Below are 26,052 nucleotides of genomic sequence, written 5' to 3'. Positions count from 1 at the left end.
TAATCATATGTCAGTGTGGCGGAGAAGGCGATTCAGTTCATCCAGCGATCTTTGCGTTTACGGCTTGGGATCATGTGCGGCAGAACCAGACCGAGCAGCAGACCAAGACCCAGCACGCCGCCGCCATACATAAACCATTGCATGATGATAGTACGCTGTTTGTCATCAAGCTGAAGGTTGGCTGCGCTTACCTTCTTTTGCGCCACGATAAGCTCGTTCTTCAGCTTCTGGTTTTCTTCCTTCAACCCGTCGATCACGCTGTCGCTTTGCGATACTTTTTGCTGCATATCGGCGGTACGCTGATTCCATGTGGTATCGATATTATTGAGCTTATCGGTCAGTGTTTTAACCTGGTTTTCCAGATCGGGTACACGGGTACGCAGGCTTGGCGTACTGTTCAGCTCTTTCAGTGGGATCCAGGCGGTACGTCCGGTGCTGTCTTTCACCTGGGCGTAGTTGGTGTTGGCATCGGTCTGTAATAACGTGACTTCCTCGCCGGCGTTAACCGTACCCACGAGGCGATAATTATCTCCCGGACCGCTGCGGACCCAGGTGTTCAGTTCGTCAGAGACATAGCGCTTCTCTTCGGCATGAGAGACTGCAGTGGCGCTAAGTGCGAGTAAAGTTAATCCAATCAGGCGTAATTTTGGCATCAGGCTGTCGTTATTGTCATAGAAAGTGGAACGATAGTAGTGGCATCAGTGTCTCTACGCAAAGCATTCGACATCAATCGGAATCATCTGTGTCCTTTTTGCCACCACCCGAAACTTTTACGCCCGTCAAATTGCTCGTTGCATGGCAATTTGGCGCAAAATACTATCTACTGACCATAAAGAACGAACTTAGTTCGCAGTCAGTTTTCTCAACTGTGACATAACCCATAAGTACAAGACCATGGCCCAGGAAATCGAATTAAAATTTATCGTTAATAGTGACGCTGTCGATGCGCTACGTGAACGTCTGAATACGCTGGGGGGAGAGCATCATGCGCCCAGCCAGTTGCTGAATATTTACTACGAAACGCCGGATGCGTGGTTGCGTGGTCACAATATGGGGCTGCGTATTCGCGGTGAAAACGGTCATTACGAAATGACCATGAAAATTGCCGGACGCGTGACGGGCGGACTGCACCAGCGACCGGAATTTAACGTTGCGCTAAACGCGCCTGAGCTGGATCTCACCTTGTTCCCAACGGAAGTCTGGCCCGATGGCGAGCTGCCCGCTGAACTTGCTTCTCAAGTGCAGCCGTTGTTCAGCACCGATTTTTACCGTGAGAAATGGTTGGTTGATGTTGATGGCAGCCGGATTGAAATGGCCCTCGATCTGGGGGAAGTGAAAGCGGGCGAGTTTGCAGAACCTATCTGTGAGCTTGAACTTGAACTGCTAAGCGGCGATACCCGTGCGGTACTGGAGCTGGCAAACCAGCTGGTTTCGCAAACCGGTTTACGCCAGGGCAGTTTGAGCAAAGCAGCGCGCGGTTATCATCTGGCTCAGGGGAATGCGCCGCGCGAACTCAAACCGACGCGGATTTTGAAGGTTCCGGCGAAGGCGAGCATTGAGCAGGGGCTGGAAGCGGCGCTGGAGCTGGCATTATCACAGTGGCAGTACCATGAAGAGCTGTGGGTACGCGGCGTCAAAGGGGCGAAAGCCGAGGTGCTGGCGGCAATGGGTCTGGTGCGTCACATTCTGATGTTGTTTGGCGGTAATGTGCCACGAAAAGCGAGCGCTCACTTACGTGAGTTGCTGACCCAATCGGAAGCGATCATTGCGTCGGACGTTTCTGCTATTTCGGCGGTTTACAGCACCCAAACGGCAATGGCCAAACTGGCGTTAACCGAATGGCTGGTGACCAAAGGGTGGCAGCCGTTCCTGGATGCGAAGGCGCAGGGTAAAATTGCCGACTCCTTTAAGCGCTTCTCTGATACCCATCTTTCACGCCATGCCGCTGAACTGAAAACCGCTTTTGCTCAGCCGTTGGGCGATAAGTACGTCGATCAGCTACCGCGCCTGACGCGCAATATTGATAGCATGCTGATGCTGGCGGGATACTACGACGAAAATGTTGCATCGGAATGGATCGCCAACTGGCAGGGCTTACGTCGGGCTATTGTGGCCAACCAATATATTGAAATTGAACACTTCCGCAACGAAGCGATCGCGCTGGAGCCGTTCTGGCTGCACAGCGGAAAACGATAATCAGGGTTGAGGCCGGGATGCCTGATGGCGCTGCGCTTATCAGGCCTACGAGGCCATACCATGAGCCTCAATACGCAAAGGATGTCCCATACATGAAGCAGCTCTCTTCACCGTTACAGCAGTACTGGCCGACCGTTGTTGAGCGGCTGCCAGCAGCAATCTCTGAGTCCTCGCTTAGCGTGCAGGCGAAGTCAGTGCTTACATTCAGTGATTTTGTCCGCGACAGCATGATTGCCCATCCCGAATGGCTGGTTGAGCTGGAAAGTGCGCCACCTCAGGCGGATGAATGGCAACACTATGCCGAGTGGTTGCAGCAAGCATTGGCTGACGTTAGTGACGAAAACACACTGATGCGTGAGTTACGCCTGTTTCGCCGTCGCATTATGGTGCGTATCGCCTGGGCACAGACGCTGTCGCTGGTGACCGAAGAGAGTATTTTGCAGCAGTTAAGCCATCTGGCTGAAACGCTGATTGTCGCCGCACGCGACTGGTTGTATGACGCCTGCTGTCGAGAGTGGGGTACGCCCTGTAATCCTGAAGGTGTTGCGCAGCCGCTGCTGATTTTAGGTATGGGAAAACTCGGCGGCGGCGAGCTGAATTTTTCTTCTGATATCGATCTGATTTTTGCCTGGCCGGAACACGGCAGCACACAGGGTGGGCGTCGCGAGCTGGATAACGCGCAGTTCTTTACCCGTATGGGCCAGCGGCTTATCAAAGTGCTGGATCAGCCCACAATGGATGGGTTTGTCTATCGGGTGGATATGCGTTTACGCCCGTTTGGCGACAGCGGCCCGCTGGTGCTGAGCTTCTCCGCGCTGGAGGATTATTACCAGGAGCAAGGGCGCGACTGGGAACGCTATGCGATGGTCAAAGCCCGCATTATGGGCGATTCTGACGGTACTTACGTCAGCGAGCTTCGCGCGATGCTGCGGCCTTTTGTCTTCCGTCGCTATATTGATTTTAGCGTGATCCAGTCGCTGCGTAACATGAAAGGGATGATTGCGCGTGAAGTACGCCGTCGTGGCCTGAAAGACAACATTAAGCTGGGGGCGGGCGGCATTCGTGAAATCGAATTTATCGTGCAGGTATTCCAGCTTATTCGCGGTGGGCGGGAGCCGTCGCTGCAATCCCGCTCGCTGTTACCCACGCTCAGTGCCATCAATGAATTACACCTGCTGTCTGATACCGACGCGGAACAACTGCGTGCAGCCTATCTCTATTTACGCCGCCTGGAAAACCTGCTGCAAAGCATCAATGATGAACAGACCCAAACGCTGCCGGGCGATGAACTGAATCGCGCGCGACTGGCGTGGGGGATGAACGTTGATGACTGGCAGCAATTAACCGATGTACTGGCCAATCATATGGACAACGTACGCCGGGTATTTAACGAGCTGATTGGCGATGACGAGGCCGAAACCCAGGAAGAGTCGCTCTCAGAACTGTGGCGTGAATTGTGGCAGGACGCCTTACAGGAAGATGACACCACGCCAGTGCTGACGCATCTGGCGGATGAAGATCGGCGGCGCGTGCTGTCTCTGATTGCCGATTTCCGCAAAGAGCTGGATAAACGCACCATTGGCCCGCGAGGACGTCAGGTGCTGGATCATTTAATGCCGCATCTGTTGAGCGATGTCTGTACGCGTGACGACGCCTCAATACCGCTGTCGCGCATCACACCGCTGCTGGTGGGCATTGTGACCCGCACGACCTATCTGGAGCTGCTGAGTGAATTCCCTGGAGCGCTTAAGCACCTGATTTCGCTCTGTGCCGCTTCGCCAATGATCGCCAGCCAGCTGGCGCGCTATCCGCTGTTGCTCGATGAACTGCTGGATCCGAACACCCTGTATCAACCCACCGCGACGGATGCCTACCGCGATGAGCTGCGCCAGTATTTGCTGCGCGTACCGGAAGATGACGAAGAACAGCAACTGGAGGCACTGCGCCAGTTTAAACAAACGCAGCTTTTGCGAATTGCGGCGGCTGATATTGCCGGTACGCTGCCAGTGATGAAAGTGAGCGACCATTTAACCTGGCTAGCGGAAGCGATTATCGATGCGGTAGTCCAGCAGGCGTGGACGCAGATGGTTGCTCGCTACGGGCAACCTACCCATCTTGGCGAACGTGAGGGGCGCGGTTTTGCCGTCGTCGGCTATGGCAAACTGGGCGGCTGGGAACTGGGCTACAGTTCCGATCTTGATTTGATCTTCCTGCATGATTGCCCGATGGACGTGATGACGGACGGTGAGCGTGAGATTGATGGGCGACAGTTCTATCTGCGTCTGTCGCAGCGCATTATGCACCTTTTCAGCACCCGTACCTCGTCCGGTATTTTGTACGAAGTGGATGCGCGGCTGCGTCCGTCTGGCGCGGCGGGAATGCTGGTGACCTCAACAGATGCTTTCGCTGACTACCAGCGCAACGAAGCCTGGACGTGGGAACATCAGGCGCTGGTGCGTGCTCGCGTGGTATACGGCGACCCGCAGTTGACCTCTCAGTTTGATGCGATTCGTCGCGATATCATGACCCTCGTCCGTGATGGGAAAACCTTGCAGACCGACGTGCGTGAAATGCGTGAGAAAATGCGCGCCCATTTGGGCAATAAGCATCGGGATCGTTTTGATATTAAAGCGGATGAGGGTGGCATTACAGATATTGAATTTATTACGCAATATCTGGTGCTGCGCTATGCGCATGAAAAACCGAAGCTGACGCGCTGGTCGGATAACGTGCGCATTCTGGAATTGCTGGCGCAAAACGACATTATGGATGAGCAGGAAGCGCTGGCGCTTACCCGCGCTTATACAACGCTGCGCGACGAACTTCACCATCTTGCCCTGCAGGAACTTCCGGGCCATGTAGCGGCGGAACACTTCAGCGCTGAACGTACGCTGGTGCGTGACAGCTGGCAGAAGTGGCTGGTTGCCGAGTGAAGTGTGCTATTATCGCGCGCAAATTTTAAGACCCTCAGAGAATCTCTCAGGAGACAGGAATGAAAGTAACGCTGCCAGAGTTTGAACGTGCAGGAGTCATGGTTGTCGGTGATGTGATGCTGGATCGCTACTGGTACGGCCCTACCAGCCGTATTTCACCTGAAGCGCCGGTTCCGGTGGTGAAGGTCGATACCATCGAAGAACGTCCCGGCGGCGCAGCAAACGTGGCGATGAACATTGCCTCTCTGGGCGCAAATTCTCGTCTGGTGGGTTTGACTGGTATCGACGACGCGGCGCGTGCGCTGAGCAAAACGCTGGCGGATGTGAACGTAAAATGCGACTTCGTTTCCGTGCCGACGCATCCGACAATCACCAAACTGCGCGTGCTTTCCCGTAACCAGCAGTTGATTCGCCTGGATTTCGAAGAAGGTTTTGAAGGCGTGGATCCGCAACCGCTGCACGAGCGAATTAACCAGGCGCTGGGTTCTATCGGCGCTCTGGTGCTCTCTGACTACGCCAAAGGCGCGTTGGCAAGCGTGCAGCAAATGATTGCTCTGGCGCGTAAGGCTGGCGTGCCGGTGCTTATCGATCCGAAAGGGACCGATTTTGAGCGTTACCGCGGCGCAACGCTGCTAACGCCGAACCTGTCTGAGTTTGAAGCGGTAGCCGGTAAATGCAAAAGCGAAGATGAACTGGTTGAGCGCGGTATGAAAGTGATTGCTGATTTCGACCTTTCCGCACTGCTGATTACCCGTTCAGAACAGGGGATGACGTTGCTGCAACCGGGCAAATCGCCACTGCATATGCCGACGCAGGCGCAGGAAGTGTATGACGTGACCGGTGCGGGCGATACGGTAATCGGCGTGCTGGCGGCGACGCTGGCGGCGGGTAATTCGCTGGAAGAGGCGTGCTATTTTGCTAACGCTGCTGCCGGTGTTGTGGTCGGTAAACTGGGAACCTCCACCGTTTCTCCGATTGAACTGGAAAACGCCGTGCGTGGTCGGGCTGATACTGGTTTTGGCGTGATGAGCGAATCTGAGCTGAAACAGGCCGTCGCCAGCGCCCGCAAGCGCGGTGAGAAAGTGGTGATGACTAACGGCGTGTTCGACATCCTGCATGCGGGCCATGTCTCCTATCTGGCAAATGCGCGCAAGCTGGGCGATCGCCTGATCGTGGCGGTTAACAGCGATGCGTCCACGAAACGTCTGAAAGGCGAAACGCGTCCGGTCAACCCGCTGGAACAGCGCATGATCGTGTTGGGCGCGCTGGAATCCGTCGACTGGGTGGTCTCTTTTGAAGAGGATACGCCGCAGCGTCTGATCGCTGGCATCCTGCCGGATCTGCTGGTCAAAGGCGGCGACTATAAGCCAGAAGATATTGCGGGCAGCAAAGAGGTATGGGCCAACGGCGGAGAAGTGTTGGTGCTGAACTTCGAAGATGGCTGCTCAACGACCAATATCATCAAGAAGATCCAGAAAGACAGCGATAAATAACAAATGCTGGAAACGGGTCAAACTTTTCGTTTCTGTGCGTTTCCCGCTGTTGACGCTGCTGTTTTTTTGACCTAAAGTAAAGGAATAAGGGTGAGAGGGGATTTCTCCCCCCTCTGATTGACTGTTAGTAAGCGTGGAAACTTAACAGTAACAGCACAACCAGTATGATGACTCGCTTCATCATAACCCTTTCCTTATTAAAGCCCCTTCTTCGAGAGGGGCTTTCTCGTTGCAGCCCCTTGCTGACCAAGCGATTGTTAGTGAGCGACCTGACAGGCGCAAGGGCTTTCTCCCGCAGGTTTTTTATTGCTGGAGCATCCACGCAAAACGGCACGCCAGAATAAAAAATCCCCGGCTTTATGGGCCAGGGACGGGGGACATAAGGCAGAAGTCGTTATTCTTCTTTCATCGTTGTCTGATGGTTAACGTCGACTGTTGTCGTGGCGTTTAACGGAGTGGTAAGCGCATTTAGCGAACCGCCGGACAAACCAATTTCATTTAACAGTGAGTCAATCAGCGGCGCTTGTGTACGATAGGCAAGGGCGGCTGATAATGCCTGCTCAGCCAAATTTCCACCGCTTACGTTACCTGCGTCCACTTCACCGACGGCGCCACCACGATTCAGGCCATCAACCTGGATAATCTTGATCCCATCGATAGACTTCATTGGCTCAACGGATTTCTCAATAACCGCTGGCAGAGACTGCAGCAGAGCCAGCTTAAATTTCAGGCTGGTCTGTTCGTCGGAAAGCACGTTGATGGCATCGTTGAGTGCACGCTGGGCTTCGGCTTCTGCGAGACCTTTTTTGCGCGTCGCTTCGGCCAGTTCAACAATTGCCGCCGCCTGCAATTCTGCGGCTTCTTTTTCGGCTTTTGCCCGCACGGTCAGTTCAACTGCCTGGGTTTCTGCATCCTGCGCCGCGGCGATCAGCGCGACCTGTTTGGCACGATCCGCTTCCGCGGTCTGGCGGGTGGTTTCTACGTTCTGCTGGGCGCGAACCGCTTCGGCCAGGGCATCGTTAGCTCGCGCTTCAGCCTGAGACTGTTGCTCGGACTTGGCAGCAATGGCGATGGACTTGGTTTGGTTGGCTATCTCCGTTGCCTGCTGCTGTTCGATCTCTTTGATACGAACTTCACGCTCGGCCTCGACTTTTCTTGATCGCACCGCCTGCTCGCGCTCGATTTCTGTTTCCTGAATCTGGCGTTCGGCAAGGATACGCGTCTGTTCAGCTTCACGATGACGTTCGGCTTCGAAGGCGGCAATTTTGGCGTTTTGCTCGGCTGTGCGTGTTTTCACCTGCTGCTCCTGCTCGAGCGTCATGAAGGCTTCCTGCTGCTCGATCTCCAGCTTGCGCGACAGCGCATCACGGTTTTTCTCACGTACCGCAACTTCAACGTCCTGTTCGACTTCGTTACGTTCGCGGCGACGGCGTTCTGTTTCCTGGGTCAGCTTGGTCAGACCCTCGGCATCAAAGGCGTTATTCGGGTTGAAATGGACTTTTTCGGTCTGGTTAAAGTTGGTGAGTGAAACGCTCTCCAGTTCCAGGCCGTTTTTGGACAGGTCTTCCGCGACGGTATTTTGTACGCCCTGAACGAAGTTTTCACGCGTATCCTGCAGTTCATGCATGGTCATCTGCGACGCAGTGGCACGCAGGGCATCGACAAACTTATCTTCTATTAGCACACGTAAATCCTCTGGTGACAGCGTCCGCTGCCCCAGGGTCTGTGCGGCGGTAGCAATTCCTTCAACAGACGGTTTTACACGCACGAAAAAGGCGACGACGACATCCACACGCATACGGTCTTTAGTGATGAGGCTGTCGACAGTCGAACGGCTCACCTCAAGTTTGAGGGTGTTCATGTTGATAGGAATAATTTCGTGGAAGATGGGCATGACAATTGCGCCACCGCTCATCACCACCTTTTGCCCGCCAAGTCCGGTACGTACAAACGCCTGTTCAGCTGACGCGCGGCGATACAGGCGGGCAAAGATAATCCCGATAATTAATAAGACGACCACCGCCACAATAGCGGTAAACATCCATGAAGGTAACATGCCAAAAACATCATCCATTGTGTTATTCCCTTAAAGTAAAAATTACAAAACATTTGGCCAGGGGTTTAGCTCGGCCAGGTAACGCGTTGCGGAGAGTCGGCAGATAATCAGCACCTTGTCTCCTTTTTTGAATTCTTTGCCTGCTTCAGGCTCTAGTAGCACATAGTGGGTCTGCCCGAACTTATCGGTAAATTTCCCTTCGCATGGGGTTCCGGCACTTGCGGAATGTCCGGTAATAATCGCCATGCTGCCGATAAACTCATCTTCTGCGAGAGCGGTGGTTTCATCCCGTGGCAGCCAGGGAGCAATGATTTTTCCGCTGTAATGCACGGCGAAGACGGCAAGAATAAAACTCAGCGGAGCAAGCAGCAGGTTGCTGAGCGGAGCTTGCCACAGTGTGACCGAACCATGTTGAAGAAGGATGCCGAAGAGTCCAAAGAAGCCAGCGAGTAAGCACAGCACGATCAGTGCGGGAATACGTCCGATATTCAAATAGTGCAGCGCTTGTCCAATATTGCCTGAAGTCAGGGCATCGTAGTGATCGAGATGCGCATCCAGTGCGCCCGAAAGGAAGTGCCCGAAAACAAGAGAGATGACTTCCAGTAAGCCAATCAGCAGGACAAATGAAATAGCAAACAGGTAGGGTCCGTTATAATCCGTGAATAAAACCAACTTTCTTCCTCCTGCGACCGCGTTCCCTGATAGTGTCAAAAGTAATGGTTTCACCTCTTACTTTTACATGACGTTACAATAACATGCGTCCTCCTGGTCTTGAATCCGAAAAGAGGCTCATCCCCCTCTTAGATTTCGTAGGAAACTGTGAAGCTGAAGGTTTTTTTGCGCACAATATGTGCAGAATATCTTCGCATCCAGGGAAATACTGAAATCAGAAAAAGCATATGGCCTTAGCAGATATTCAATAACTGGAGGGTATGCTCATGAACAGCAGTATGTATTCAATGAACAATTTCGATTTCCTGGCCCGAAGTTTTGCCAGGATGCAGGCTGAGGGCCATCCCGTTGATATCCAGGCGATAACTGGGAATATGGATGAAGAACACCGTAGCTGGTTTTGCAAACGCTATGCACTTTACTGCCAGCAGGCGACGGAGGCCAGGAAGCTGGAACTGGAACACTAACAGAGAAACGGGCCTTGCGGCCCGTTGTCGTTTTTACTCTTGCGGATCGACTGATGGGATCGCCGGGGCAGGCTTAACTTCTGCCGTTGTTTCACGCGATTCCAGCTCAGTCAGGCGTTGCTCAAGCAGCGCCAGCTTCTCACGAGTACGCAGCAAAACCTGAGTCTGTACATCAAACTCTTCACGGCTTACCAGATCCAGACGGGTCAGCTGTGACTGAAGCGTTTGACGAATTTTCTTCTCGACGTCTTCGCCAAACTCGCGGATCCCTTTCGGCATCGACTCGTGAACCTGACGAGCAATCTGCTCAATTTTTTTCGGGTCAATCATTGTGGTTTCCCTGAACTGGTACGTGTTGCTGCATATTGTAGTGCGAACTGGCACAGGCATAAACCAGAATTGTGTGAAGCTAAGACGAGCAAAGGCGTTGATGAAGGTAATCAATAGCGTTATAGTTAACTCGCTTATTCTCAGGGCGGGGCGAAATTCCCCACCGGCGGTAAATCAACTGATGTTGAAAGCCCGCGAGCGCTTTTCGTGAATGCGAAAAGGTCAGCAGATCCGGTGTAATTCCGGGGCCGACGGTTAGAGTCCGGATGGGAGAGAGTAACGATCCAGTCGGGCATGGACCCGCTCACGTTATTTTTTTGCCGCTTTGACGGCACTCCTAAGACTGCCCTGATTCTGGTAACCATAAATTTAGTGAGGTTTTTTTACCATGAATCAGACGCTACTTTCCTCTTTTGGTACGCCTTTCGAACGTGTTGAACATGCGCTTGCTGCACTGCGTGAAGGACGCGGTGTGATGGTGCTTGACGATGAAGACCGTGAAAACGAAGGTGATATGATTTTCCCGGCAGAAACCATGACCGTTGAACAGATGGCGCTGACCATCCGTCACGGTAGCGGTATTGTTTGCCTGTGCATCACTGAAGACCGACGCAAACAGCTCGATCTGCCGATGATGGTGGAAAATAACACCAGCGCTTATGGTACGGGTTTTACCGTGACCATTGAAGCTGCAGAAGGTGTGACTACCGGTGTTTCCGCAGCAGACCGTGTCACTACAGTTCGCGCGGCGATTAAAGATGGCGCTAAACCTTCCGATCTGAATCGCCCGGGTCACGTTTTCCCGCTGCGTGCTCAGGCTGGCGGTGTGTTAACTCGCGGTGGCCACACCGAAGCTACCATCGATCTGGTGACGCTGGCTGGTTTTAAACCGGCTGGTGTGCTGTGCGAATTGACTAATGATGATGGCACCATGGCGCGTGCGCCACAGTGCATTGAGTTTGCCGGCAAGCACAATATGGCTGTAGTCACTATCGAAGATTTAGTGGCTTATCGTCAGGCGCACGAGCGCAAAGCCAGCTAATAGACTATTACCACGTTAGTTGTGGTAAGCATAAAAAACCGAAGCCGTCTTCCTGGCTTCGGTTTTTTTGTTTCTTGCTCCAATTATTTGGTTCTGGTCAGTTTTAAAGCCCAGGCTCCACTCATTATCACCAGCAGTAGTAAACATAAACCAAAGGCCAGCAAACAGGCCTGTGCCATGTTCATAAAATGCCACGGCGGGAGCAGATACCAGCCTTCAGACTGTTGGTATAGATCGATAAACCACTTTTGCGTACTGCTGAGCGCTACGCCATCGGGAACCACGGGGGCGTCATAGCCGCAATCTCCTGTGGGCTTAAACCACTCCGGAGCCCAGTTTGCCAGCGGCAAATTGAAAGGGAATATCGGATCGGTGGAACATCCCTGGACGCCAAACAGCGAGTCCGGATCCGGGTTATGTACAGCATAATGAATGCCGTTAAGTTTGATGGAGAACTTAATGCCCATGATGCTGCCATAAAATGCCGCGATGCAGCCAATAAGCTTCAGAGCAACATTTTTGGGATTTATTGCCGCGATCAATCCACCGAAAACCATCACAAACATGGCGAAGCGAATGTAGACACACTGCTCGCAGGGAGCCATATAGAGATAGATTTGAAAGAATGAGTGCGCCAGTATTATTAACCCGCCCATCGCGCACGCCATCAGTAGCCACAGAAAGCGCCGTTCCTGCCATCTCACCAGCGTATCAACCGGCGTGGTACGTAAGTCCCGCCAAAATCCTTTTATGAAAGCCATAGCCTGGTCCCTGTTTATTTTGTCGCCAGCTCTCTGACAAGCTCAACCATGGAGTCAATGGATTTGATACTTTTGGTGTAGATCAGGTATTTACCATTAACGACGTAAGCCGGAACCCCCTGAATTTTGGCGACGTCGTATGCCGCTTTCCATTTCTCCAGCGTTTGCTGAACGGTGGGATCTTGCAGCGCGGCGTCAAAATCTGTCTGGCTCATGCCTGCAGCATCCAGACCTGTTTTAATGAATGCGGCCGGATCTTTACCATCTGACCAGCGCTCTTTCTTGTCGTGGTAAGCAGCGTAATAAGCGAATTTCGCTTTTTTGAACTGCGATTTGGCATCAAATAATGAAATCCCTGCGGCCTGATCTTTAGCAATCATTACTGCAAAAACTTCACTGGCCTGTTTACCATATTCCCCTTTGGTTTCCAGATGAAATGGTGTGAAGGTGACGAGATCGGCCACTTTTTCAGAAACCGGGCCAGTCACGGCTTTATCATATTTGTAACAGAACGGGCAGGCGTAGCTAAATACTTTGATTAACGTTTTATCAGCATTTGGAATCGGTTGCTCTAAAACCATATAATCAGTGCCTTCTGTAAAAGCGGAGGCGGCAAACGACGAGGCAAGCGCTGCGGTTAATATCACGCTTTTAAATAATGAAGTAATCCATTTAGATGACATAATTAATCCTTAATCTAACGCGATTATTTAAATATGTGTTGTGGGCGGACCAGTAATGCACGGTAGTGAGTTTGGTTTGGCTTATCTGAAAGGACATCAATCTCAACTTTGACTTCTTTGGTCTTGTAGTCAATTTCATTGATTTTGCCAATGGTTGGTTGCCCAACGTCAAATAAATTAATTGAACCACCAAAGCCAAACATGGTGTCACGGTCTTTCTGATATTCGATAACCGAGGTGATGGGACTATAGAAGTCGTAACCGCGTTCTTTGCCGTATTCCCAGATTTGCTGAACGGTACCTTTTTTCTCGTCAATTTTATATTCGACGAAACGGGAATATTTCATCGTCGGCAATGCTGGTTGTTCGAGCCCACGACCATCGCCGTTGTCAAAGATGGTTAATGTCCCTTTGCTCGAGAGCCATGCGGTGTGCTGTGTATAAGTAAAATCGAAATCGGTGTTTTCGCACTTGCCGTTTTCGTCACATTTTAGCGCGTTGCCTTTACCATCAACCGGTTTTAACAGCTTGCTTGCCAGCGCCTTATTCCAGCCTTTCGACGGAGCGAGGATCCATTTCACCTGTTTATCGCGACCGATTTTAACGACGCCCTGATGGCGGGAAGAGATAATAATGGAGTCATCTTTGGCATCATAGGCAATGGAGTTAACGTGCGCCCAGTTACGACCTGCACCCACCCCGAGGGCGTCACCGTAAGGTGTATCTGGCTCCAGTTTCGCCTGTTGACCGGCATGAGCGAGGTCAACGTTGACGCATACCGCGCCTGCGTCCAGTGCACCCAGAAGCGCATCACGCATCGGATCGAGTATTTTTGTCAGATCCCACACGTCAACCACACGGCCGGACTTGTCTACTTCAATTATCTGATCACGGATGGTTTGCACATGGATGCCATCTTCTTTGCGATAATCGCGTTTGCCCACGCGAAGCAGCACGGTGTCGTTGATTGTTTCGATCGATTCATGCGATGCGTCGAGGAAGCCGCGCGGTAGCTTATGATCGGCCAGAATCTGCCCCATCATATCGAATTCGTACCAATGCTGACCCTGAACGGCTGTGAAGGTGCCGCGTGGCGTTTCCCGGATACCCATCAAGTAACCGCGCTTATTGATATCCATGTCATGGCCATCGTAGAAGGTATCTTGATCCAGCCACCAACGATATTCACCTTCCGTATCGACGATAAAGGTGAAGGGGGCAATGTCAAAGGGTAATGCCCCGCCCGCAGGACCCGCATCCAGGATGCCGGCATTTTTATCTTTTTCGCCATGCCAGTGGAATTCCGCCCCTTGTGCCGTGAAGGTATGGGTATTCACCAGATAGAGACGGTCTTCAAAACCAGGCGCTACCTTAATCACTTTCGTTTGCTGTAAATCGGAAATTGAACGGTTATCCATGTAGTGATTAACGATGGCGGACGTTTGCACCACATAATCATCCTTCATGGCTTTGCCATTTTCTTTATATTCAACGGTGACCTTATTAGCAAACTTTTGATAAAGACCAAAAATAGGCACGCCGTCATAGGTTGCTAACGATTCTTTGCCAACAGTATAAGTAACAGGAACTCCTTTCTCGCCTTTGCCATGAACGGTGACTTTAACATCTGAGATAACGTGACTGTCTAATTCCACTAACGCGGTAAGCGGGGCGTTTCCATAAGGATCAACGACTATTGCGCCCAGTTTCCCTGCGGGTTGGGCGGGTTGAAAACCCGCGGCAAAAGAGTTTCCGACTGTTAATCCAAACGTCAGTGCCAGAGTGCCTGCGAGAAGCGTTTTTCGATATTGTATAAACATGGATATATCTCCTTATATTACCTATAAATATAATTATGCTGAATATATTATGTTTTCATAGTGTCGATAAAATATAAAATGGTGTTACTGATTCAACTATTATGGTGAATATATTAATATTGATAAAATGTATTATTTGTGGAAATTATTTTTTATTATTTCCGATAGTATGAGTGAGATATTCTGAGAACAATATTTATTATTGCGTAGTGTGATCTTGTCGACATTGTTTTATTTTCTATAGCGAGTTTGACTATTGGCTTAGCCGCTGGTTTATATGATCGAAATCATATATTTGTTTCTGGAATATGCCACTATAGGAGTATGTCAGAATAAGCTTGTGTAAAATTTTAACGTTAAATGTTTAATGATGTTAAATGTTAAGGGTAAAAGAATGTTTATTGCCTGGTATTGGATCGTATTAATTGCATTCGTTGCATTGGGTTATTATTGCCATATGAAGCGTTATTGCCGGGCATTCCGGCAAGACAGAGACGCATTGCTCGAGGCGCGAAACAAACTCTTTCGTCGCTCTGGTGAAGATAACAGCGTGATTAAGGAACAGGAATAGTCCTTCACGTTCTGCTATGGATGAGCGGATGCTGTAAATGAGCAGGGTGGCATCCGCCCTCTGGATTATCCGATTCCCATGGACTGGAGGATGACGAGGCTTAACCCCATCACCGACATTCCGCACAGGACCCCATAGCTGGGATTATTATTTGGGTCGATCTCTTTTGCCAGTGGCATCAATTCATCGACTGACAGCGCCACCATAATTCCGGCGACCGCGGCCATAATTGCTGCCATCACCACGGGCGAAATCAAACTGCCCAGAATTAACCATGCCAGTACCCCACCTAATATTTCCGCCATTCCCGAGATCCCGGCCCAGAATATAGCGGTACGTTTGGAGCCCGTGGCTGCATAGACCGGACCTGCAACGGCTAATCCTTCAGGAATATTGTGTAATGCGACGGCAAGCGCGATACCAAAGCCCAGTTCGAGGTTGCTGCTGGCGGTAACAAAAGTTGCAATCCCTTCCGGGAAGTTGTGCAGGCTGATACCCAGAGTTAATAAAATCGCAGTACGCTTAATGGAACCGGGTAACGGTTGTGTGGTTTTTTGGACTAAATCCTGAGGGTGAGCGTGCGGCAGCAAACGATCCAGGCCAAAGTAGCCCAGCAAACCAACGATAAACATCCCGTAACCCAGCACCGGCGACATTCCCTCTGCTGCCAGTGCGGCTGGCAACATTTCCATCAGGGAGATCAGCAACATGATACCTGCGGCAAAACCCAGAGAAAACGCGAGAACGCGGTTAGAGGGTTTTTGTCCCAGCACGCCGAGAAATGCACCGATAAATGTGGCGGCGCCTGCCAGTAAGGTCAGAAGTAAAGGTACTGACATCGACAAATAAAACTCCTTATCAATCTGCTGTTCGGGGCGGATCGTCAAAATAACTGATGATCTTCATCATGGTTATCTGAGTTCTTCATCAACCGAAAAAGCGTATTGTGGTGATATCAAAATGACTCCCTCAGTAAGGATATCATCATGTCTTCAACTCGTATGCCAGCATTGTTTTTGGGACACGGCAGCCCAATGAATGTTCTGGAAGATAACGTTTATACCCGTGCCTGGCAGCAACTGGGGGAAACGTTGCCGCGCCCGAAAGCGATTGTTGTGGTATCGGCACACTGGTTTACACGCGGTACTGGCGTAACCGCGATGGAAGCACCTAAAACTATCCACGATTTTGGTGGTTTCCCGCAGGCACTGTATGACACGCATTATCCGGCCCCGGGCTCGCCAGAACTGGCACAGCATCTGGTTGACTTGCTTGCTCCTGTGCCCGTCGCCTTAGACAAAGAAGCGTGGGGTTTTGACCACGGTTCATGGGGTGTGCTAATCAAGATGTACCCGAACGCAGATATCCCGATGGTGCAGTTGAGTGTCGATAGCACCAAACCTGCGGCGTGGCATTTTGAAATGGGCCGTAAGCTGGCAGCGTTGCGCGATGAAGGCATTATGCTGGTGGCCAGTGGCAACGTAGTGCATAACCTGCGTACAGCACGCTGGCATGGTGAGAATACACCATACCCGTGGGCGACCTCATTTAACGATTATGTTAAAGCCAACCTGACATGGCAGGGACCGGTTGAACAGCACCCGCTGGTTAACTATATGGATCATGAAGGCGGATCGCTGTCGAACCCAACGGCGGATCACTATCTGCCGCTGCTGTATGTCCTCGGCGCGTGGGATGGCAAAGAGCCGGTGACGATTCCTGTTGATGGGATTGAGATGGGTAGCCTGAGTATGTTGTCAGTACAGGTGGGATAAAAACGTAGGCCCGGTAAGCATTAGCGATACCGGGCACAACGAATTACTCGACAAAAATATGCGGATAGAAGCGCGAGAGATCCTGGGTGATCAACGCTCTGTCTTCGCGAATGCCGATCCCGGCAGGTTGATCGTTAATCAGCCAGCTGCCGATCAGCATATAGCTGTCGCCAAACTTCGGTAGCTGATGGAACTGCTGCACGATCATGCCTTCTTCACCGTATGGCCCTTCCACGGCTTCGATCGTTTTACCGTTCTCAATGATGGAAACGTTAGCGCCTTCACGCGAGAAGATCGGTTTCACGACAAACTTATCCATCTGCGGATAGTCGTCTTCGGCGAAGTACGCCGGCAGAAGATTCGGATGGTTCGGGAACATTTCCCACAGCAGCGGTAACAACGCTTTGTTGGAGATAATGCTTTTCCAGGCCGGTTCCAGCCAGCGGACGCCAGCGTCTTCCAGCTTGGTGGAGAACATTTCACGCAGCATAAACTCCCACGGATAGAGCTTGAACAGATTGGCGATCACCTGGTCCTGCATGTCCGTGAACTGACCTTTTTCACCGAGCCCGATATCCTCGACATAGAGAAATTCAGTGGCAATTTCAGCCTCAGCCGCGCAATCCTGCAAATACTGGATCGTTCCACGATCTTCGACCGTATCGCGACAGCAGGTCAGATGCAGCAACTGAAAACCGTACTGCTCGCGCAGCGCAGTGAAACGTTCGATCAGCTTTTCCTGCAGGCTGTTGAACTGATCGCTGCCTTCCGGCAGGTTGCCCGCATTAAGCTGATCTTCCAGCCAGATCCACTGGAAAAAGGCGGCTTCGTACAATGAGGTTGGCGTATCGGCGTTGTTTTCTAAAAGCTTAGGTTCACCGGTACCGTCCCACGCCAGATCGAGACGGGAATAGAGCGACGGTTGCTGTGCCAGCCAGGACTGGCGGACAAAGCCCCAGGTATGCTTTGGAATGCGAAACTTGGTCATCAGCTCATCGCTGGCAATGACCTTTTCCACCACTTTGAGGCACATCTGATGCAGCTCTGCGGTGACCTCTTCCAGCTTTTCGACCTGAGCAAGCGTCAGCTTATAGTACGCGTCTTCACACCAGTACGGCTCGCCGTACATGGTGTGAAAGTTGAAACCGTATTCGGTGGCCTTATCGCGCCAGTCCGGGCGCTCAACAATACTGACTCTTTCCATGACGATCAGCCACCCATCGAACGTGTGGTGGTGCCGCTTGCGCTACGCTGCATGGTGCTCTGTTTGGCGACTGACTCACCAAATCCGCCGCGGGTTACGGTAGAGGTGGTGGCAGGTTTCGGTGCCATGGCGGTTTTTGGTACGGTCATGGTGCGGCCCGGCGTTGCTGCGCCGTAGTTTTTGCCGCTGGCGTCAGTATATTTGCCGTATGCAGGGCTGGCCGGGTTTTTCGAGCTGAACAGCGGTTGCTGAGCGCCCATTCCGCCGCCCATCAGTCGGCCCATCATGTAGCCTGCCATCAGCGGCATCCAGAAGCTGCCGCTGCTTTGATTCTGCGCCTGAGCCTGGCCTTCGCCGGTCGGTGCCATGCCCGCCTGCGCAGGTGCCTGCTGGCACTGGCCTTCGCCGAATTCAGCAATACAGTCTTCACGCGTGGCGTATTTTGGCGCGGTGCGTTCAGCTTCTTTCAGCGCGTTGTTAAACGCGGTGGTGCATTCGGCGCTTTTACCCGGATTCGCCGCAGAGCAGTCGTCCGCGTTCTGATAAAGCGAAACCGTTTCGTCACTCTTTTCACAGCCCGCGAGCATAAACACTGCGGTAACTGCCAGGGCGACAGGAGTCAGGTGGCGCGCGCTCCAGCTTTTGCGGAACGAGGCATGATGTATCGATTTTGTCCGTTTCATTTTTGTCTTCCAGGACCCAGTGGTAAACACAGTAAATAATGCTCAGGATAGAGGATGACTGGTCGAAATTGAAGCGGGAAGAGGCGAGAATGCGCAGGAAGGGGCAGATCTTTACGTTGCCTTACGTTCAGACGGGGCCGAAGCCCCGTCTACAGCATCAATTACGGAACGGGTTGTTGCCGTTACTGCTGCTGGTTGTACGTGCTGTTGCCGGTTTGACCGCTGGTGCCGCACTGTTGGCAGTATAACCATCTGCTGCGGCGTCTTGCTGGGTGTTTTCCGGCGCAACGGCGTCAGGCGCGGTGGAAATAGGTTTACCCAGCGTATTGTTCAACGCCACCAGATCCTGCTCGTTAAGCGTACCGAGCGCAGACTTGATGTTTAACTGGTTGATCAGATAGGTATAACGCGCATTTGCCAACTGCTGCTTAGCGTTGTACAGCGTGGTAGTAGCATCCAACACGTCCACAATGGTACGTGTACCTACAGAATAGCCGGCTTCCATCGCATCCAGGGAGCTTTGGGCAGAGACAACCGCTTGTTTGTACGCATTAATGCTACTGATAGACGCATTAATGTTGTTGAATGATGAACGAACGGTCTGTACTACGCTGCGGTGCGCGCTTTCCAGTTGCTCACTGGCGCCAACAAAGTTGTACTGCGCTTGTTTCACCTGCGAGTTAACCATCCCGCCCTGGTACAGCGGCAGCGAGAAGTTCAGACCAATTTTATTTTGACCTTCATTGCTATCGTCATACTGAGAGGCACTAGTTTTAGATCCGCTGTAAGAGGTATCAGAAACACCAGTAGAGGCGGTTAAACCCAGCGTCGGCAGATGACCGTCCTGTGCCAGACGAATTTGCTCACGCGCCAGATCCTGGCTTAAACGTGCCTGCAATAACGTCAGGTTGCGGTTTTCTGCTTCTTTCAGCAGTGAATTCACCGCCTGCGGTTTGTTGGTTTTAAAGCCATCAACATTCAGCGAAGCCAGTTCCGGGTAGTAGTTGCCGGTGACCTGACGCAGCTGTTCAACGGCGTTGTCCAGGTTGTTACGCGCGGTAACTTCATTCGCCAACACGGTATCGTACTGTGAACGGGCGTTCTGTACGTCAGTGATAGCAACCAGGCCAACGTTAAAACGCTGGGTCGTCTGATCTAACTGACGATAAACGGCGTCTTTTTGTGCCTGGGTATAAGAGAGCACGTCAATCGCGTTCAATACGTTAAAATAGGCCGTGGCGGTATTCAGGATCAGCGTTTGCTGATCGGTCTGATAGGTCACGTCCTGGATGCCCGCTGATTTTTCTTGCAGCGTCAGGGCACGCCATTTTGACATATCGAACAGCGTCTGAGTCAATTGTAATGACGCGCTGGTGGCGTTGGAGTTGATACCATTTGAATCACGGTAGCCATTGCTGTAGGTGTAATCGGCACCTAAGCCCAGTTGCGGCAGTAAAGGACTACGCGCTTCGTTAATTTTTTCGAATGCAGCATCGCGATCGGCGGCGGATTTACGCAATTCCGGGTTGCTCAGGCGTGCTTGCTGATAAACCTGCATCAGGTTTTCTGCCTGGCTCAGAGTACTGAACCCCGACAGGCTCAGGCCGATAAGGATGGGGAGCAATTTCTTCATTTGCATTCCTTGTTGTGAAGCAGTATTTAGCGCTGATCAAATTGTAAAAATAATTGCTGATTCTAGCAGAATCCGCCACTTCAAAAAGTTGGCGTTACGTGCCATACGGCGTTAATTTGCATCAATTTAACACAAGGGCGCTCAAACAGCAGTCAAACGACCTTGAAATTCACATTTTAATCACTATTGGTACCAGGACAGCACAATGCGTAAACCAGACAACTTGCCAATGACATTCACTAAAAATGATGTAGAAATTATTGCACGAGAAACACTATACCGCGGTTTTTTTTCACTGGATCTTTATCGCTTCCGTCATCGCCTGTTTAACGGTGGTATGAGCGGTGAAGTGAAGCGTGAAATTTTTGAGCGCGGACACGCGGCAGTCTTGCTACCCTTTGACCCTGAGCGGGATGAAGTTGTGTTGGTCGAACAAATCCGCATCGCGGCCTATGACACCAGCGAAACGCCGTATCTACTGGAAATGGTAGCCGGAATGATTGAAGAAGGCGAAACCGTTGAAGATGTGGCTCGCCGTGAAGCAATGGAAGAAGCCGGACTGGACGTTAAGCGTACGAAACCCGTGCTGAGTTATCTGGCAAGCCCTGGCGGCACCAGTGAGCGCCTGTCTATTTTGGTAGGTGAAGTGGACGCTTCGACCGCAAATGGTATCCACGGTCTGGCGGATGAAAACGAAGATATTCGTGTTCATGTGGTGAGTCGGGAACAGGCTTATCAATGGGTAGAAGAGGGGATAATCGACAACGCGGCTTCTGTCATCGCCTTGCAATGGTTACAGCTGCACTATCAAGAGTTAAAAACTGAGTGGAAAAAATGAAGCGTTACACACCTGACTTCCCTGAAATGATGCGCCTGTGCGAAACCAATTTTTCGCAGTTGCGCCGCCTGTTGCCACGCAATGATGCAGCCGGTGAAACAGTGAGCTATCAGGTTGCAAACGCACAATATCGATTAACGATTATGGAATCGACCCGATACACTACGCTTGTCGCGATCAAACAGACGGCACCAGCGGTTACCTACTGGAGCCTGCCGTCGCTGACCGTGCGCCTGTATCATGATGCGAGGGTGGCTGAAGTGTGTTCAAGTCAGCAGATCTTTCGCTTCAAAGCGCGGTATGATTATCCAAATAAAAAGTTGCATCAACGCGACGAAAAGCATCAAATTAATCAGTTTTTGGCCGACTGGTTACGGTACTGTTTAGCACATGGAGCGATGGCGATTCCGGTTTATTAGCGTCGTGAAACCTAAGGACACCATTTGGAAAGCCTGTTAACCCTTCCTTTGGCTGGTGAGGCCAGAGTCAGGATCTTACAAATTACAGACACTCACCTGTTTGCCGAAAAGCATGAAACCTTACTGGGTGTGAACACCTGGGATAGCTACCAGTGCGTACTGGATGCCATACATGCAGAGTCGCCAGAGTACGATCTGATCGTTGCGACTGGGGATTTGGCGCAGGATCAATCCGCTGCGGCCTATCAGCATTTTGCTGAGGGCATCGCAAGTTTTCGTGCGCCCTGCGTTTGGTTACCAGGTAATCACGACTTTCAGCCAGCGATGTACAGCGCGCTTCAGGATGCGGGTATTTCCCCCGCCAAACGCATCTTCATCGGTGAACAGTGGCAAATATTGTTGCTCGACAGCCAGGTGTTCGGCGTCCCTCACGGTGAGTTAAGCGAATTTCAGCTTGAATGGCTGGAGCGTAAACTTGCCGATGCGCCTGAACGTAATACTTTGCTGCTTCTACATCACCATCCTCTGCCTGCGGGCTGCAGTTGGCTCGATCAACACAGTCTGCGCAATGCGGCGGAGCTCGACAACGTGCTGGTGAACTATCCGCGCGTGAAGTATCTGCTGTGCGGGCATATTCATCAGGAGCTGGATCTCGACTGGAACGGCCGCCGCCTGCTGGCGACGCCATCGACCTGTGTGCAGTTTAAACCGCATTGTTCCAACTTCACGTTAGATACCATCAGCCCCGGCTGGCGGACGCTGGAGCTTTTTGCTGACGGGACGTTGCAGACTCAGGTACGCCGTCTGCAGGGTAATCGGTTCCACCCTGATACCGCTTCAGAAGGCTACTGATGTCTACGCTTCTCTATCTTCACGGATTTAACAGTTCTCCTCGCTCGGCGAAGGCGTGCTTGCTGAAAAACTGGCTGGCGGAGCATCATCCGCACGTTGAGATGATCGTACCGCAGTTACCTCCGTATCCAGCCCAGGCGGCAGAGATGCTGGAGTCAATTATCCTTGAGCATGGCGGCGAGTCGCTGGGGATTGTCGGCTCGTCATTAGGAGGCTATTACGCCACCTGGCTGTCGCAATGTTTTATGCTGCCAGCGGTGGTCGTGAACCCTGCCGTGCGGCCTTACGAACTTCTGGTCGACTATCTCGGTCAGAACGAGAACCCCTACACGGGGCAGCAATATGTGCTAGAGTCACGCCATATTTACGATCTTAAAGTCATGCAGATTGACCCGCTGGAAGCGCCGGATTTGATTTGGCTGCTTCAACAAACGGGCGATGAAGTGTTGGACTACCGCCAGGCGGTGGCGTATTACGCCTCCTGCCGTCAGACAGTTATTGAGGGCGGAAACCACGCATTCACGGGCTTCGAAGATTATTTCAACCCGATTGTCGATTTCCTTGGACTGCACAGTTTCTGACGATCAATTCGAATTGCTAATTTAAACCATGACGCAAACTTATAACGCTGATGCCATTGAGGTACTCACTGGGCTTGAGCCGGTACGCCGTCGCCCTGGGATGTACACTGACACGACCCGTCCTAACCATCTTGGACAGGAAGTGATTGATAACAGTGTGGATGAAGCACTGGCTGGCCACGCGAAACGCGTGGATGTGATTTTACATGCCGATCAATCGCTGGAAGTCATTGACGACGGACGCGGCATGCCGGTGGATATTCACCCAGAAGAAGGCGTTCCGGCGGTCGAGCTGATCCTTTGTCGTCTGCACGCGGGCGGCAAGTTCTCCAACAAGAACTACCAGTTCTCCGGTGGTCTGCACGGTGTGGGTATCTCCGTTGTTAACGCCCTGTCCAAACGTGTGGAAGTGAACGTACGCCGCGACGGGCAGGTATACAACATCGCGTTTGAAAACGGTGACAAAGTGCAGGATCTGCAGGTTGTCGGTACTTGTGGTAAACGCAATACCGGTACTAGCGTACACTTCTGGCCGGATGAAAGCTTCTTTGACAGCCCGCGTTTTTCTGTTTCGCGCTTAACGCACGTACTGAAAGCCAAAGCGGTACTGTGCCCGGGCGTTGAGATCACCTTCAAGGATGAGGTCAACAACAGCGAACAGCGCTGGTGCTACCAGGATGGCCTGAATGACTATCTGAGCGAAGCGGTAAATGGCCTACCGACGCTGCCGGAAAAACCGTTTATCGGTAATTTCAGCGGTGAAACAGAAACCGTGGACTGGGCGCTGCTCTGGCTGCCGGAAGGCGGTGAATTACTGACTGAAAGTTATGTCAACCTGATCCCAACCATGCAGGGTGGTACGCATGTTAACGGCCTGCGTCAGGGTCTGCTGGATGCGATGCGCGAGTTCTGTGAGTACCGTAATATTCTGCCGCGCGGCGTGAAGCTGTCAGCAGAAGATATCTGGGATCGTTGCGCCTATGTGCTGTCGGTAAAAATGCAGGATCCACAGTTTGCCGGACAGACCAAAGAGCGTCTTTCTTCACGTCAGTGTGCGGCATTCGTTTCTGGCGTAGTGAAAGATGCCTTTAGCCTGTGGCTGAACCAGAACGTGCAGTCAGCCGAGCTGCTGGCGGAAATGGCGATTTCCAGCGCACAGCGTCGTCTGCGCGCGGCGAAAAAAGTGGTGCGTAAAAAGCTGACCAGTGGTCCGGCTCTGCCGGGGAAACTGGCGGACTGTACCGCGCAGGATCTTAATCGCACCGAACTGTTCCTCGTCGAAGGTGACTCGGCGGGTGGATCGGCCAAACAGGCGCGCGATCGTGAATATCAGGCGATCATGCCGCTCAAAGGTAAGATCCTCAATACCTGGGAAGTCTCTTCCGATGAAGTGCTGGCTTCGCAGGAAGTGCACGATATTTCGGTGGCGATCGGTATCGATCCGGACAGCGACGATCTGAGCCAGTTGCGTTACGGTAAGATCTGTATCCTGGCGGATGCGGACTCCGATGGTCTGCACATCGCTACGCTGCTGTGCGCGCTGTTTGTGAAACACTTCCGCACGCTGGTGAAACACGGTCACGTGTACGTGGCGCTGCCGCCGTTATACCGTATCGACCTCGGTAAAGAGGTGTATTACGCGCTGACGGAAGAAGAAAAAGCGGGCGTGCTGGAGCAGTTAAAGCGCAAGAAAGGCAAGCCGAACGTCCAGCGCTTTAAAGGTCTGGGTGAAATGAACCCGATGCAGTTACGTGAAACGACGCTGGACCCCAATACGCGTCGCCTGGTGCAGCTCATCATTGATGATGAGGACGATCAGCGTACGAATGCGGTGATGGATATGCTGCTGGCCAAGAAACGTTCAGAGGATCGTCGTAACTGGTTGCAAGAGAAAGGTGACCTGGCGGATCTCGAAGGCTAATTGCATATAGAAAAGCCGGAGAGGGGCGTAAAATGCCTTATCCGGCTCTCATCTGACGAAGCGATTATATGCCGGATAGCAAAGCCTCATCCGGCAAATCGACAACCTTAAATACCCGATTCCAGAATACGGATATTCATGTCCAACACGTCGCCTTTCACGGCTTCGCTGTAGGCTTTCATATGCGGGGTCTGCAAATGCGCTTCAAGGTGCGCAATGCTTTCCCACTGTTCAACCATCACGATTGAGTCTGGCGCTGTGGTCTGAAAACTCACACCTGCTGCATGATCGACCATTGGCGCATAGCCGTGGCAGCCTTCTTCTTTCAGTACAGTCGGAACGATTTTAGCAAACTGATCCAGTACCGCCTGGCGGTGGTGTTGACCTGGACGTGTACGGATTTCTGCAATAACGGTAAGCATGGTTAACTCCTTCTAATTCCAGGTTACCAGTTAACCAAAAATTTCGGTCAGATGCTCGCGATATTCTGCGATATAACGTGGAACATCTGGCATTTTAATCACGTCATTGGTGATAAAGGTCGGCAGCGCTTCCATTCCCAGGAACTGGTTTGCTTTATGGAACGGGAGATAGACGCCATCAACACCAACGCCATGGAAGAACTGGTCTTTTTCAGTGAAGGCTTCCATTGGCGCGTTCCAGGTCAGGGACAGCATGTATTTTTTGCCCTGAATCAGCCCGCCTGAGCCGTATTTTTTAGAGGCATCTGAACGTGTACGACCATCGCTGGCATACAGCGTACCATGACCTTCGGTAAACACATCATCGATGTATTTTTTCACGGTCCACGGTGCGCCCATCCACCAGCCAGGCATCTGCCAGATGACCACATCGGCCCAGACAAAATTCTGCACTTCTGTTTTTACGTCATAATCGCTGTCCGCGCGTACGACTTTAACATCATGCCCGAGGTCGCGCAGGATACCGTCCGCGACCTCGGTCAGGGTGTCGTTTAACTGACCGTTAGAGTGGCCGAATTTTTTCGCACCATTGATAATCAGAATGTTGCTCATTTTGTGTCCTCAAGGAAATACGTTTGAGGACGATTTTACCTCCACGGGTGGTGCGGTGAAATTAGCAAAATGTGCAAAGTCTTTTGCA

Annotated in this window: 25 protein-coding genes and 1 riboswitch; of the genes, 11 read left to right on the top strand and 14 right to left on the bottom strand. The window is 51.9% G+C overall.

Annotation, left to right across the window (positions count from 1 at the left end; translation table 11 throughout):
* Positions 1 to 32: 32 nt before the first annotated feature.
* Positions 33 to 653, bottom strand: coding sequence for a TIGR04211 family SH3 domain-containing protein (locus tag JTI85_RS18830; protein ID WP_048213254.1), 621 nt, complete (start codon positions 651 to 653; stop codon positions 33 to 35).
* Between the two features lie 241 nt (positions 654 to 894).
* On the opposite strand from JTI85_RS18830, the gene JTI85_RS18825 reads away from it, so the two are divergent.
* The 3 genes from JTI85_RS18825 to hldE all read left to right on the top strand — a co-directional run bounded on the left by JTI85_RS18825 (position 895) and on the right by hldE (position 6,622).
* Complete coding sequence (locus JTI85_RS18825; protein ID WP_219351879.1) at positions 895 to 2,196, top strand: inorganic triphosphatase; 1,302 nt, start codon at positions 895 to 897, stop codon at positions 2,194 to 2,196.
* A gap of 92 nt (positions 2,197 to 2,288) precedes the next feature.
* A complete protein-coding gene (gene glnE, locus JTI85_RS18820) occupies positions 2,289 to 5,129 on the top strand; it encodes a bifunctional [glutamate--ammonia ligase]-adenylyl-L-tyrosine phosphorylase/[glutamate--ammonia-ligase] adenylyltransferase (RefSeq protein WP_219351878.1) in 2,841 nt (946 codons plus the stop codon).
* A gap of 59 nt (positions 5,130 to 5,188) precedes the next feature.
* A complete protein-coding gene (gene hldE / locus JTI85_RS18815) occupies positions 5,189 to 6,622 on the top strand; it encodes a bifunctional D-glycero-beta-D-manno-heptose-7-phosphate kinase/D-glycero-beta-D-manno-heptose 1-phosphate adenylyltransferase HldE (protein WP_048213251.1) in 1,434 nt (477 codons plus the stop codon).
* Between the two features lie 124 nt (positions 6,623 to 6,746).
* Here hldE and JTI85_RS18810 read toward each other — a convergent pair whose 3' ends face one another.
* The 3 genes from JTI85_RS18810 to JTI85_RS18800 form a co-directional block, all read right to left on the bottom strand.
* The gene (locus JTI85_RS18810; RefSeq protein WP_137346154.1) at positions 6,747 to 6,806 is read right to left on the bottom strand and encodes a type I toxin-antitoxin system Ibs family toxin; all 60 of its coding nucleotides are present in this window, start codon (positions 6,804 to 6,806) and stop codon (positions 6,747 to 6,749) included.
* A gap of 210 nt (positions 6,807 to 7,016) precedes the next feature.
* The gene (locus JTI85_RS18805; RefSeq protein WP_219351877.1) at positions 7,017 to 8,696 is read right to left on the bottom strand and encodes a flotillin family protein; all 1,680 of its coding nucleotides are present in this window, start codon (positions 8,694 to 8,696) and stop codon (positions 7,017 to 7,019) included.
* 24 nt (positions 8,697 to 8,720) lie between these two features.
* On the bottom strand, positions 8,721 to 9,350 hold the full coding sequence (locus JTI85_RS18800; RefSeq protein ID WP_115601456.1) for an OB-fold-containig protein: 630 nt from the start codon (positions 9,348 to 9,350) through the stop codon (positions 8,721 to 8,723).
* A 260-nt stretch (positions 9,351 to 9,610) separates the two neighbouring features.
* On the opposite strand from JTI85_RS18800, the gene glgS reads away from it, so the two are divergent.
* The gene (gene glgS / locus JTI85_RS18795) at positions 9,611 to 9,817 is read left to right on the top strand and encodes a cell surface composition regulator GlgS (RefSeq protein ID WP_086523459.1); all 207 of its coding nucleotides are present in this window, start codon (positions 9,611 to 9,613) and stop codon (positions 9,815 to 9,817) included.
* Positions 9,818 to 9,850: 33 nt separating this feature from the next.
* Here the strand turns inward: glgS and ubiK are convergent, their stop codons facing one another.
* Positions 9,851 to 10,147 (bottom strand): ubiquinone biosynthesis accessory factor UbiK, encoded by a 297-nt coding sequence (gene ubiK, locus JTI85_RS18790; protein WP_048213247.1) that lies wholly within the window; start codon positions 10,145 to 10,147, stop codon positions 9,851 to 9,853.
* 132 nt (positions 10,148 to 10,279) lie between these two features.
* A riboswitch (FMN riboswitch) is annotated at positions 10,280 to 10,429 on the top strand.
* A gap of 106 nt (positions 10,430 to 10,535) precedes the next feature.
* On the opposite strand from ubiK, the gene ribB reads away from it, so the two are divergent.
* Positions 10,536 to 11,189, top strand: a complete 654-nt coding sequence (gene ribB, locus JTI85_RS18785) for a 3,4-dihydroxy-2-butanone-4-phosphate synthase (protein ID WP_048213246.1) — start codon at positions 10,536 to 10,538, stop codon at positions 11,187 to 11,189.
* An 83-nt stretch (positions 11,190 to 11,272) separates the two neighbouring features.
* Here ribB and dsbI read toward each other — a convergent pair whose 3' ends face one another.
* The 4 genes from dsbI to zupT all read right to left on the bottom strand — a co-directional run bounded on the left by dsbI (position 11,273) and on the right by zupT (position 15,863).
* Positions 11,273 to 11,950, bottom strand: coding sequence for a protein-disulfide oxidoreductase DsbI (dsbI, locus tag JTI85_RS18780; RefSeq protein ID WP_048213245.1), 678 nt, complete (start codon positions 11,948 to 11,950; stop codon positions 11,273 to 11,275).
* 14 nt (positions 11,951 to 11,964) lie between these two features.
* On the bottom strand, positions 11,965 to 12,633 hold the full coding sequence (locus tag JTI85_RS18775) for a thiol:disulfide interchange protein DsbA/DsbL (RefSeq protein ID WP_219351876.1): 669 nt from the start codon (positions 12,631 to 12,633) through the stop codon (positions 11,965 to 11,967).
* Positions 12,634 to 12,656: 23 nt separating this feature from the next.
* Entirely contained in the window at positions 12,657 to 14,453 is a 1,797-nt protein-coding gene (locus tag JTI85_RS18770; RefSeq protein ID WP_116360744.1) for an aryl-sulfate sulfotransferase, read from the bottom strand.
* A 636-nt stretch (positions 14,454 to 15,089) separates the two neighbouring features.
* Positions 15,090 to 15,863: a zinc transporter ZupT gene (zupT, locus tag JTI85_RS18765; protein ID WP_003024600.1), complete on the bottom strand. Its 774-nt coding sequence runs from the start codon at positions 15,861 to 15,863 to the stop codon at positions 15,090 to 15,092.
* Between the two features lie 147 nt (positions 15,864 to 16,010).
* Between zupT and ygiD the strand changes: the two genes are divergently transcribed.
* The gene (gene ygiD, locus JTI85_RS18760) at positions 16,011 to 16,799 is read left to right on the top strand and encodes a 4,5-DOPA dioxygenase extradiol (RefSeq protein WP_105242194.1); all 789 of its coding nucleotides are present in this window, start codon (positions 16,011 to 16,013) and stop codon (positions 16,797 to 16,799) included.
* A gap of 43 nt (positions 16,800 to 16,842) precedes the next feature.
* Here ygiD and JTI85_RS18755 read toward each other — a convergent pair whose 3' ends face one another.
* The 3 genes from JTI85_RS18755 to tolC form a co-directional block, all read right to left on the bottom strand.
* The gene (locus JTI85_RS18755; protein ID WP_219351875.1) at positions 16,843 to 18,003 is read right to left on the bottom strand and encodes a glutathionylspermidine synthase family protein; all 1,161 of its coding nucleotides are present in this window, start codon (positions 18,001 to 18,003) and stop codon (positions 16,843 to 16,845) included.
* 5 nt (positions 18,004 to 18,008) lie between these two features.
* Positions 18,009 to 18,686 carry a DUF1190 family protein gene (locus JTI85_RS18750; protein ID WP_003024591.1) on the bottom strand — a complete coding sequence of 226 codons (678 nt, stop codon included), beginning with the start codon at positions 18,684 to 18,686 and terminating at the stop codon, positions 18,009 to 18,011.
* A gap of 157 nt (positions 18,687 to 18,843) precedes the next feature.
* Positions 18,844 to 20,325, bottom strand: a complete 1,482-nt coding sequence (gene tolC, locus JTI85_RS18745) for an outer membrane channel protein TolC (protein ID WP_219351874.1) — start codon at positions 20,323 to 20,325, stop codon at positions 18,844 to 18,846.
* A 199-nt stretch (positions 20,326 to 20,524) separates the two neighbouring features.
* On the opposite strand from tolC, the gene nudF reads away from it, so the two are divergent.
* Genes nudF through parE form a run of 5 tightly spaced genes read left to right on the top strand, consistent with a single transcriptional unit; the run spans position 20,525 to position 24,930 of the window.
* Entirely contained in the window at positions 20,525 to 21,157 is a 633-nt protein-coding gene (gene nudF / locus JTI85_RS18740) for an ADP-ribose diphosphatase (protein ID WP_040233966.1), read from the top strand.
* Positions 21,154 to 21,576 carry a DUF1249 family protein gene (locus tag JTI85_RS18735; protein ID WP_201442696.1) on the top strand — a complete coding sequence of 141 codons (423 nt, stop codon included), beginning with the start codon at positions 21,154 to 21,156 and terminating at the stop codon, positions 21,574 to 21,576. Before nudF ends, JTI85_RS18735 begins: the two co-directional genes overlap by 4 nt.
* 24 nt (positions 21,577 to 21,600) lie before the next feature.
* On the top strand, positions 21,601 to 22,428 hold the full coding sequence (gene cpdA / locus JTI85_RS18730) for a 3',5'-cyclic-AMP phosphodiesterase (protein ID WP_115642831.1): 828 nt from the start codon (positions 21,601 to 21,603) through the stop codon (positions 22,426 to 22,428).
* Positions 22,428 to 23,009 (top strand): esterase YqiA, encoded by a 582-nt coding sequence (gene yqiA, locus JTI85_RS18725; protein ID WP_003024575.1) that lies wholly within the window; start codon positions 22,428 to 22,430, stop codon positions 23,007 to 23,009. Before cpdA ends, yqiA begins: the two co-directional genes overlap by 1 nt.
* Positions 23,010 to 23,037: 28 nt before the next feature.
* On the top strand, positions 23,038 to 24,930 hold the full coding sequence (gene parE, locus JTI85_RS18720) for a DNA topoisomerase IV subunit B (protein ID WP_115642832.1): 1,893 nt from the start codon (positions 23,038 to 23,040) through the stop codon (positions 24,928 to 24,930).
* 107 nt (positions 24,931 to 25,037) lie between these two features.
* Here parE and JTI85_RS18715 read toward each other — a convergent pair whose 3' ends face one another.
* Both JTI85_RS18715 and JTI85_RS18710 read right to left on the bottom strand, forming a co-directional pair.
* Positions 25,038 to 25,352, bottom strand: a complete 315-nt coding sequence (locus JTI85_RS18715) for a putative quinol monooxygenase (protein WP_003024557.1) — start codon at positions 25,350 to 25,352, stop codon at positions 25,038 to 25,040.
* 30 nt (positions 25,353 to 25,382) lie between these two features.
* Complete coding sequence (locus JTI85_RS18710; protein ID WP_048213236.1) at positions 25,383 to 25,964, bottom strand: NAD(P)H-dependent oxidoreductase; 582 nt, start codon at positions 25,962 to 25,964, stop codon at positions 25,383 to 25,385.
* Positions 25,965 to 26,052: the final 88 nt, after the last annotated feature.

Source organism: Citrobacter sp. Colony219 (assembly GCF_019382635.1).
Taxonomy (GTDB): Bacteria; Pseudomonadota; Gammaproteobacteria; order Enterobacterales; family Enterobacteriaceae; genus Citrobacter; species Citrobacter youngae.
The sequence above is the reverse complement of the archived record's forward strand: the minus strand, read 5'-3'. Positions and strand labels throughout refer to the sequence as shown.

What these genes read in the sequence shown, in the direction of transcription:
- JTI85_RS18735 (WP_201442696.1), top strand. Translation starts at nt 21,154, where the DNA reads ATGAAGCGTTACACACCTGACTTCCCTGAAATGATGCGCCTGTGCGAA.
- nudF (WP_040233966.1), top strand. Translation starts at nt 20,525, where the DNA reads ATGCGTAAACCAGACAACTTGCCAATGACATTCACTAAAAATGATGTA.
- JTI85_RS18710 (WP_048213236.1), bottom strand. Translation starts at nt 25,964, where the DNA reads ATGAGCAACATTCTGATTATCAATGGTGCGAAAAAATTCGGCCACTCT.
- ygiD (WP_105242194.1), top strand. Translation starts at nt 16,011, where the DNA reads ATGTCTTCAACTCGTATGCCAGCATTGTTTTTGGGACACGGCAGCCCA.
- JTI85_RS18715 (WP_003024557.1), bottom strand. Translation starts at nt 25,352, where the DNA reads ATGCTTACCGTTATTGCAGAAATCCGTACACGTCCAGGTCAACACCAC.
- JTI85_RS18825 (WP_219351879.1), top strand. Translation starts at nt 895, where the DNA reads ATGGCCCAGGAAATCGAATTAAAATTTATCGTTAATAGTGACGCTGTC.
- glnE (WP_219351878.1), top strand. Translation starts at nt 2,289, where the DNA reads ATGAAGCAGCTCTCTTCACCGTTACAGCAGTACTGGCCGACCGTTGTT.
- yqiA (WP_003024575.1), top strand. Translation starts at nt 22,428, where the DNA reads ATGTCTACGCTTCTCTATCTTCACGGATTTAACAGTTCTCCTCGCTCG.
- JTI85_RS18755 (WP_219351875.1), bottom strand. Translation starts at nt 18,003, where the DNA reads ATGGAAAGAGTCAGTATTGTTGAGCGCCCGGACTGGCGCGATAAGGCC.
- tolC (WP_219351874.1), bottom strand. Translation starts at nt 20,325, where the DNA reads ATGCAAATGAAGAAATTGCTCCCCATCCTTATCGGCCTGAGCCTGTCG.
- ribB (WP_048213246.1), top strand. Translation starts at nt 10,536, where the DNA reads ATGAATCAGACGCTACTTTCCTCTTTTGGTACGCCTTTCGAACGTGTT.
- parE (WP_115642832.1), top strand. Translation starts at nt 23,038, where the DNA reads ATGACGCAAACTTATAACGCTGATGCCATTGAGGTACTCACTGGGCTT.
- JTI85_RS18805 (WP_219351877.1), bottom strand. Translation starts at nt 8,696, where the DNA reads ATGGATGATGTTTTTGGCATGTTACCTTCATGGATGTTTACCGCTATT.
- zupT (WP_003024600.1), bottom strand. Translation starts at nt 15,863, where the DNA reads ATGTCAGTACCTTTACTTCTGACCTTACTGGCAGGCGCCGCCACATTT.
- JTI85_RS18775 (WP_219351876.1), bottom strand. Translation starts at nt 12,633, where the DNA reads ATGTCATCTAAATGGATTACTTCATTATTTAAAAGCGTGATATTAACC.
- JTI85_RS18750 (WP_003024591.1), bottom strand. Translation starts at nt 18,686, where the DNA reads ATGAAACGGACAAAATCGATACATCATGCCTCGTTCCGCAAAAGCTGG.
- dsbI (WP_048213245.1), bottom strand. Translation starts at nt 11,950, where the DNA reads ATGGCTTTCATAAAAGGATTTTGGCGGGACTTACGTACCACGCCGGTT.
- glgS (WP_086523459.1), top strand. Translation starts at nt 9,611, where the DNA reads ATGCTCATGAACAGCAGTATGTATTCAATGAACAATTTCGATTTCCTG.
- JTI85_RS18770 (WP_116360744.1), bottom strand. Translation starts at nt 14,453, where the DNA reads ATGTTTATACAATATCGAAAAACGCTTCTCGCAGGCACTCTGGCACTG.
- hldE (WP_048213251.1), top strand. Translation starts at nt 5,189, where the DNA reads ATGAAAGTAACGCTGCCAGAGTTTGAACGTGCAGGAGTCATGGTTGTC.
- JTI85_RS18830 (WP_048213254.1), bottom strand. Translation starts at nt 653, where the DNA reads ATGCCAAAATTACGCCTGATTGGATTAACTTTACTCGCACTTAGCGCC.
- ubiK (WP_048213247.1), bottom strand. Translation starts at nt 10,147, where the DNA reads ATGATTGACCCGAAAAAAATTGAGCAGATTGCTCGTCAGGTTCACGAG.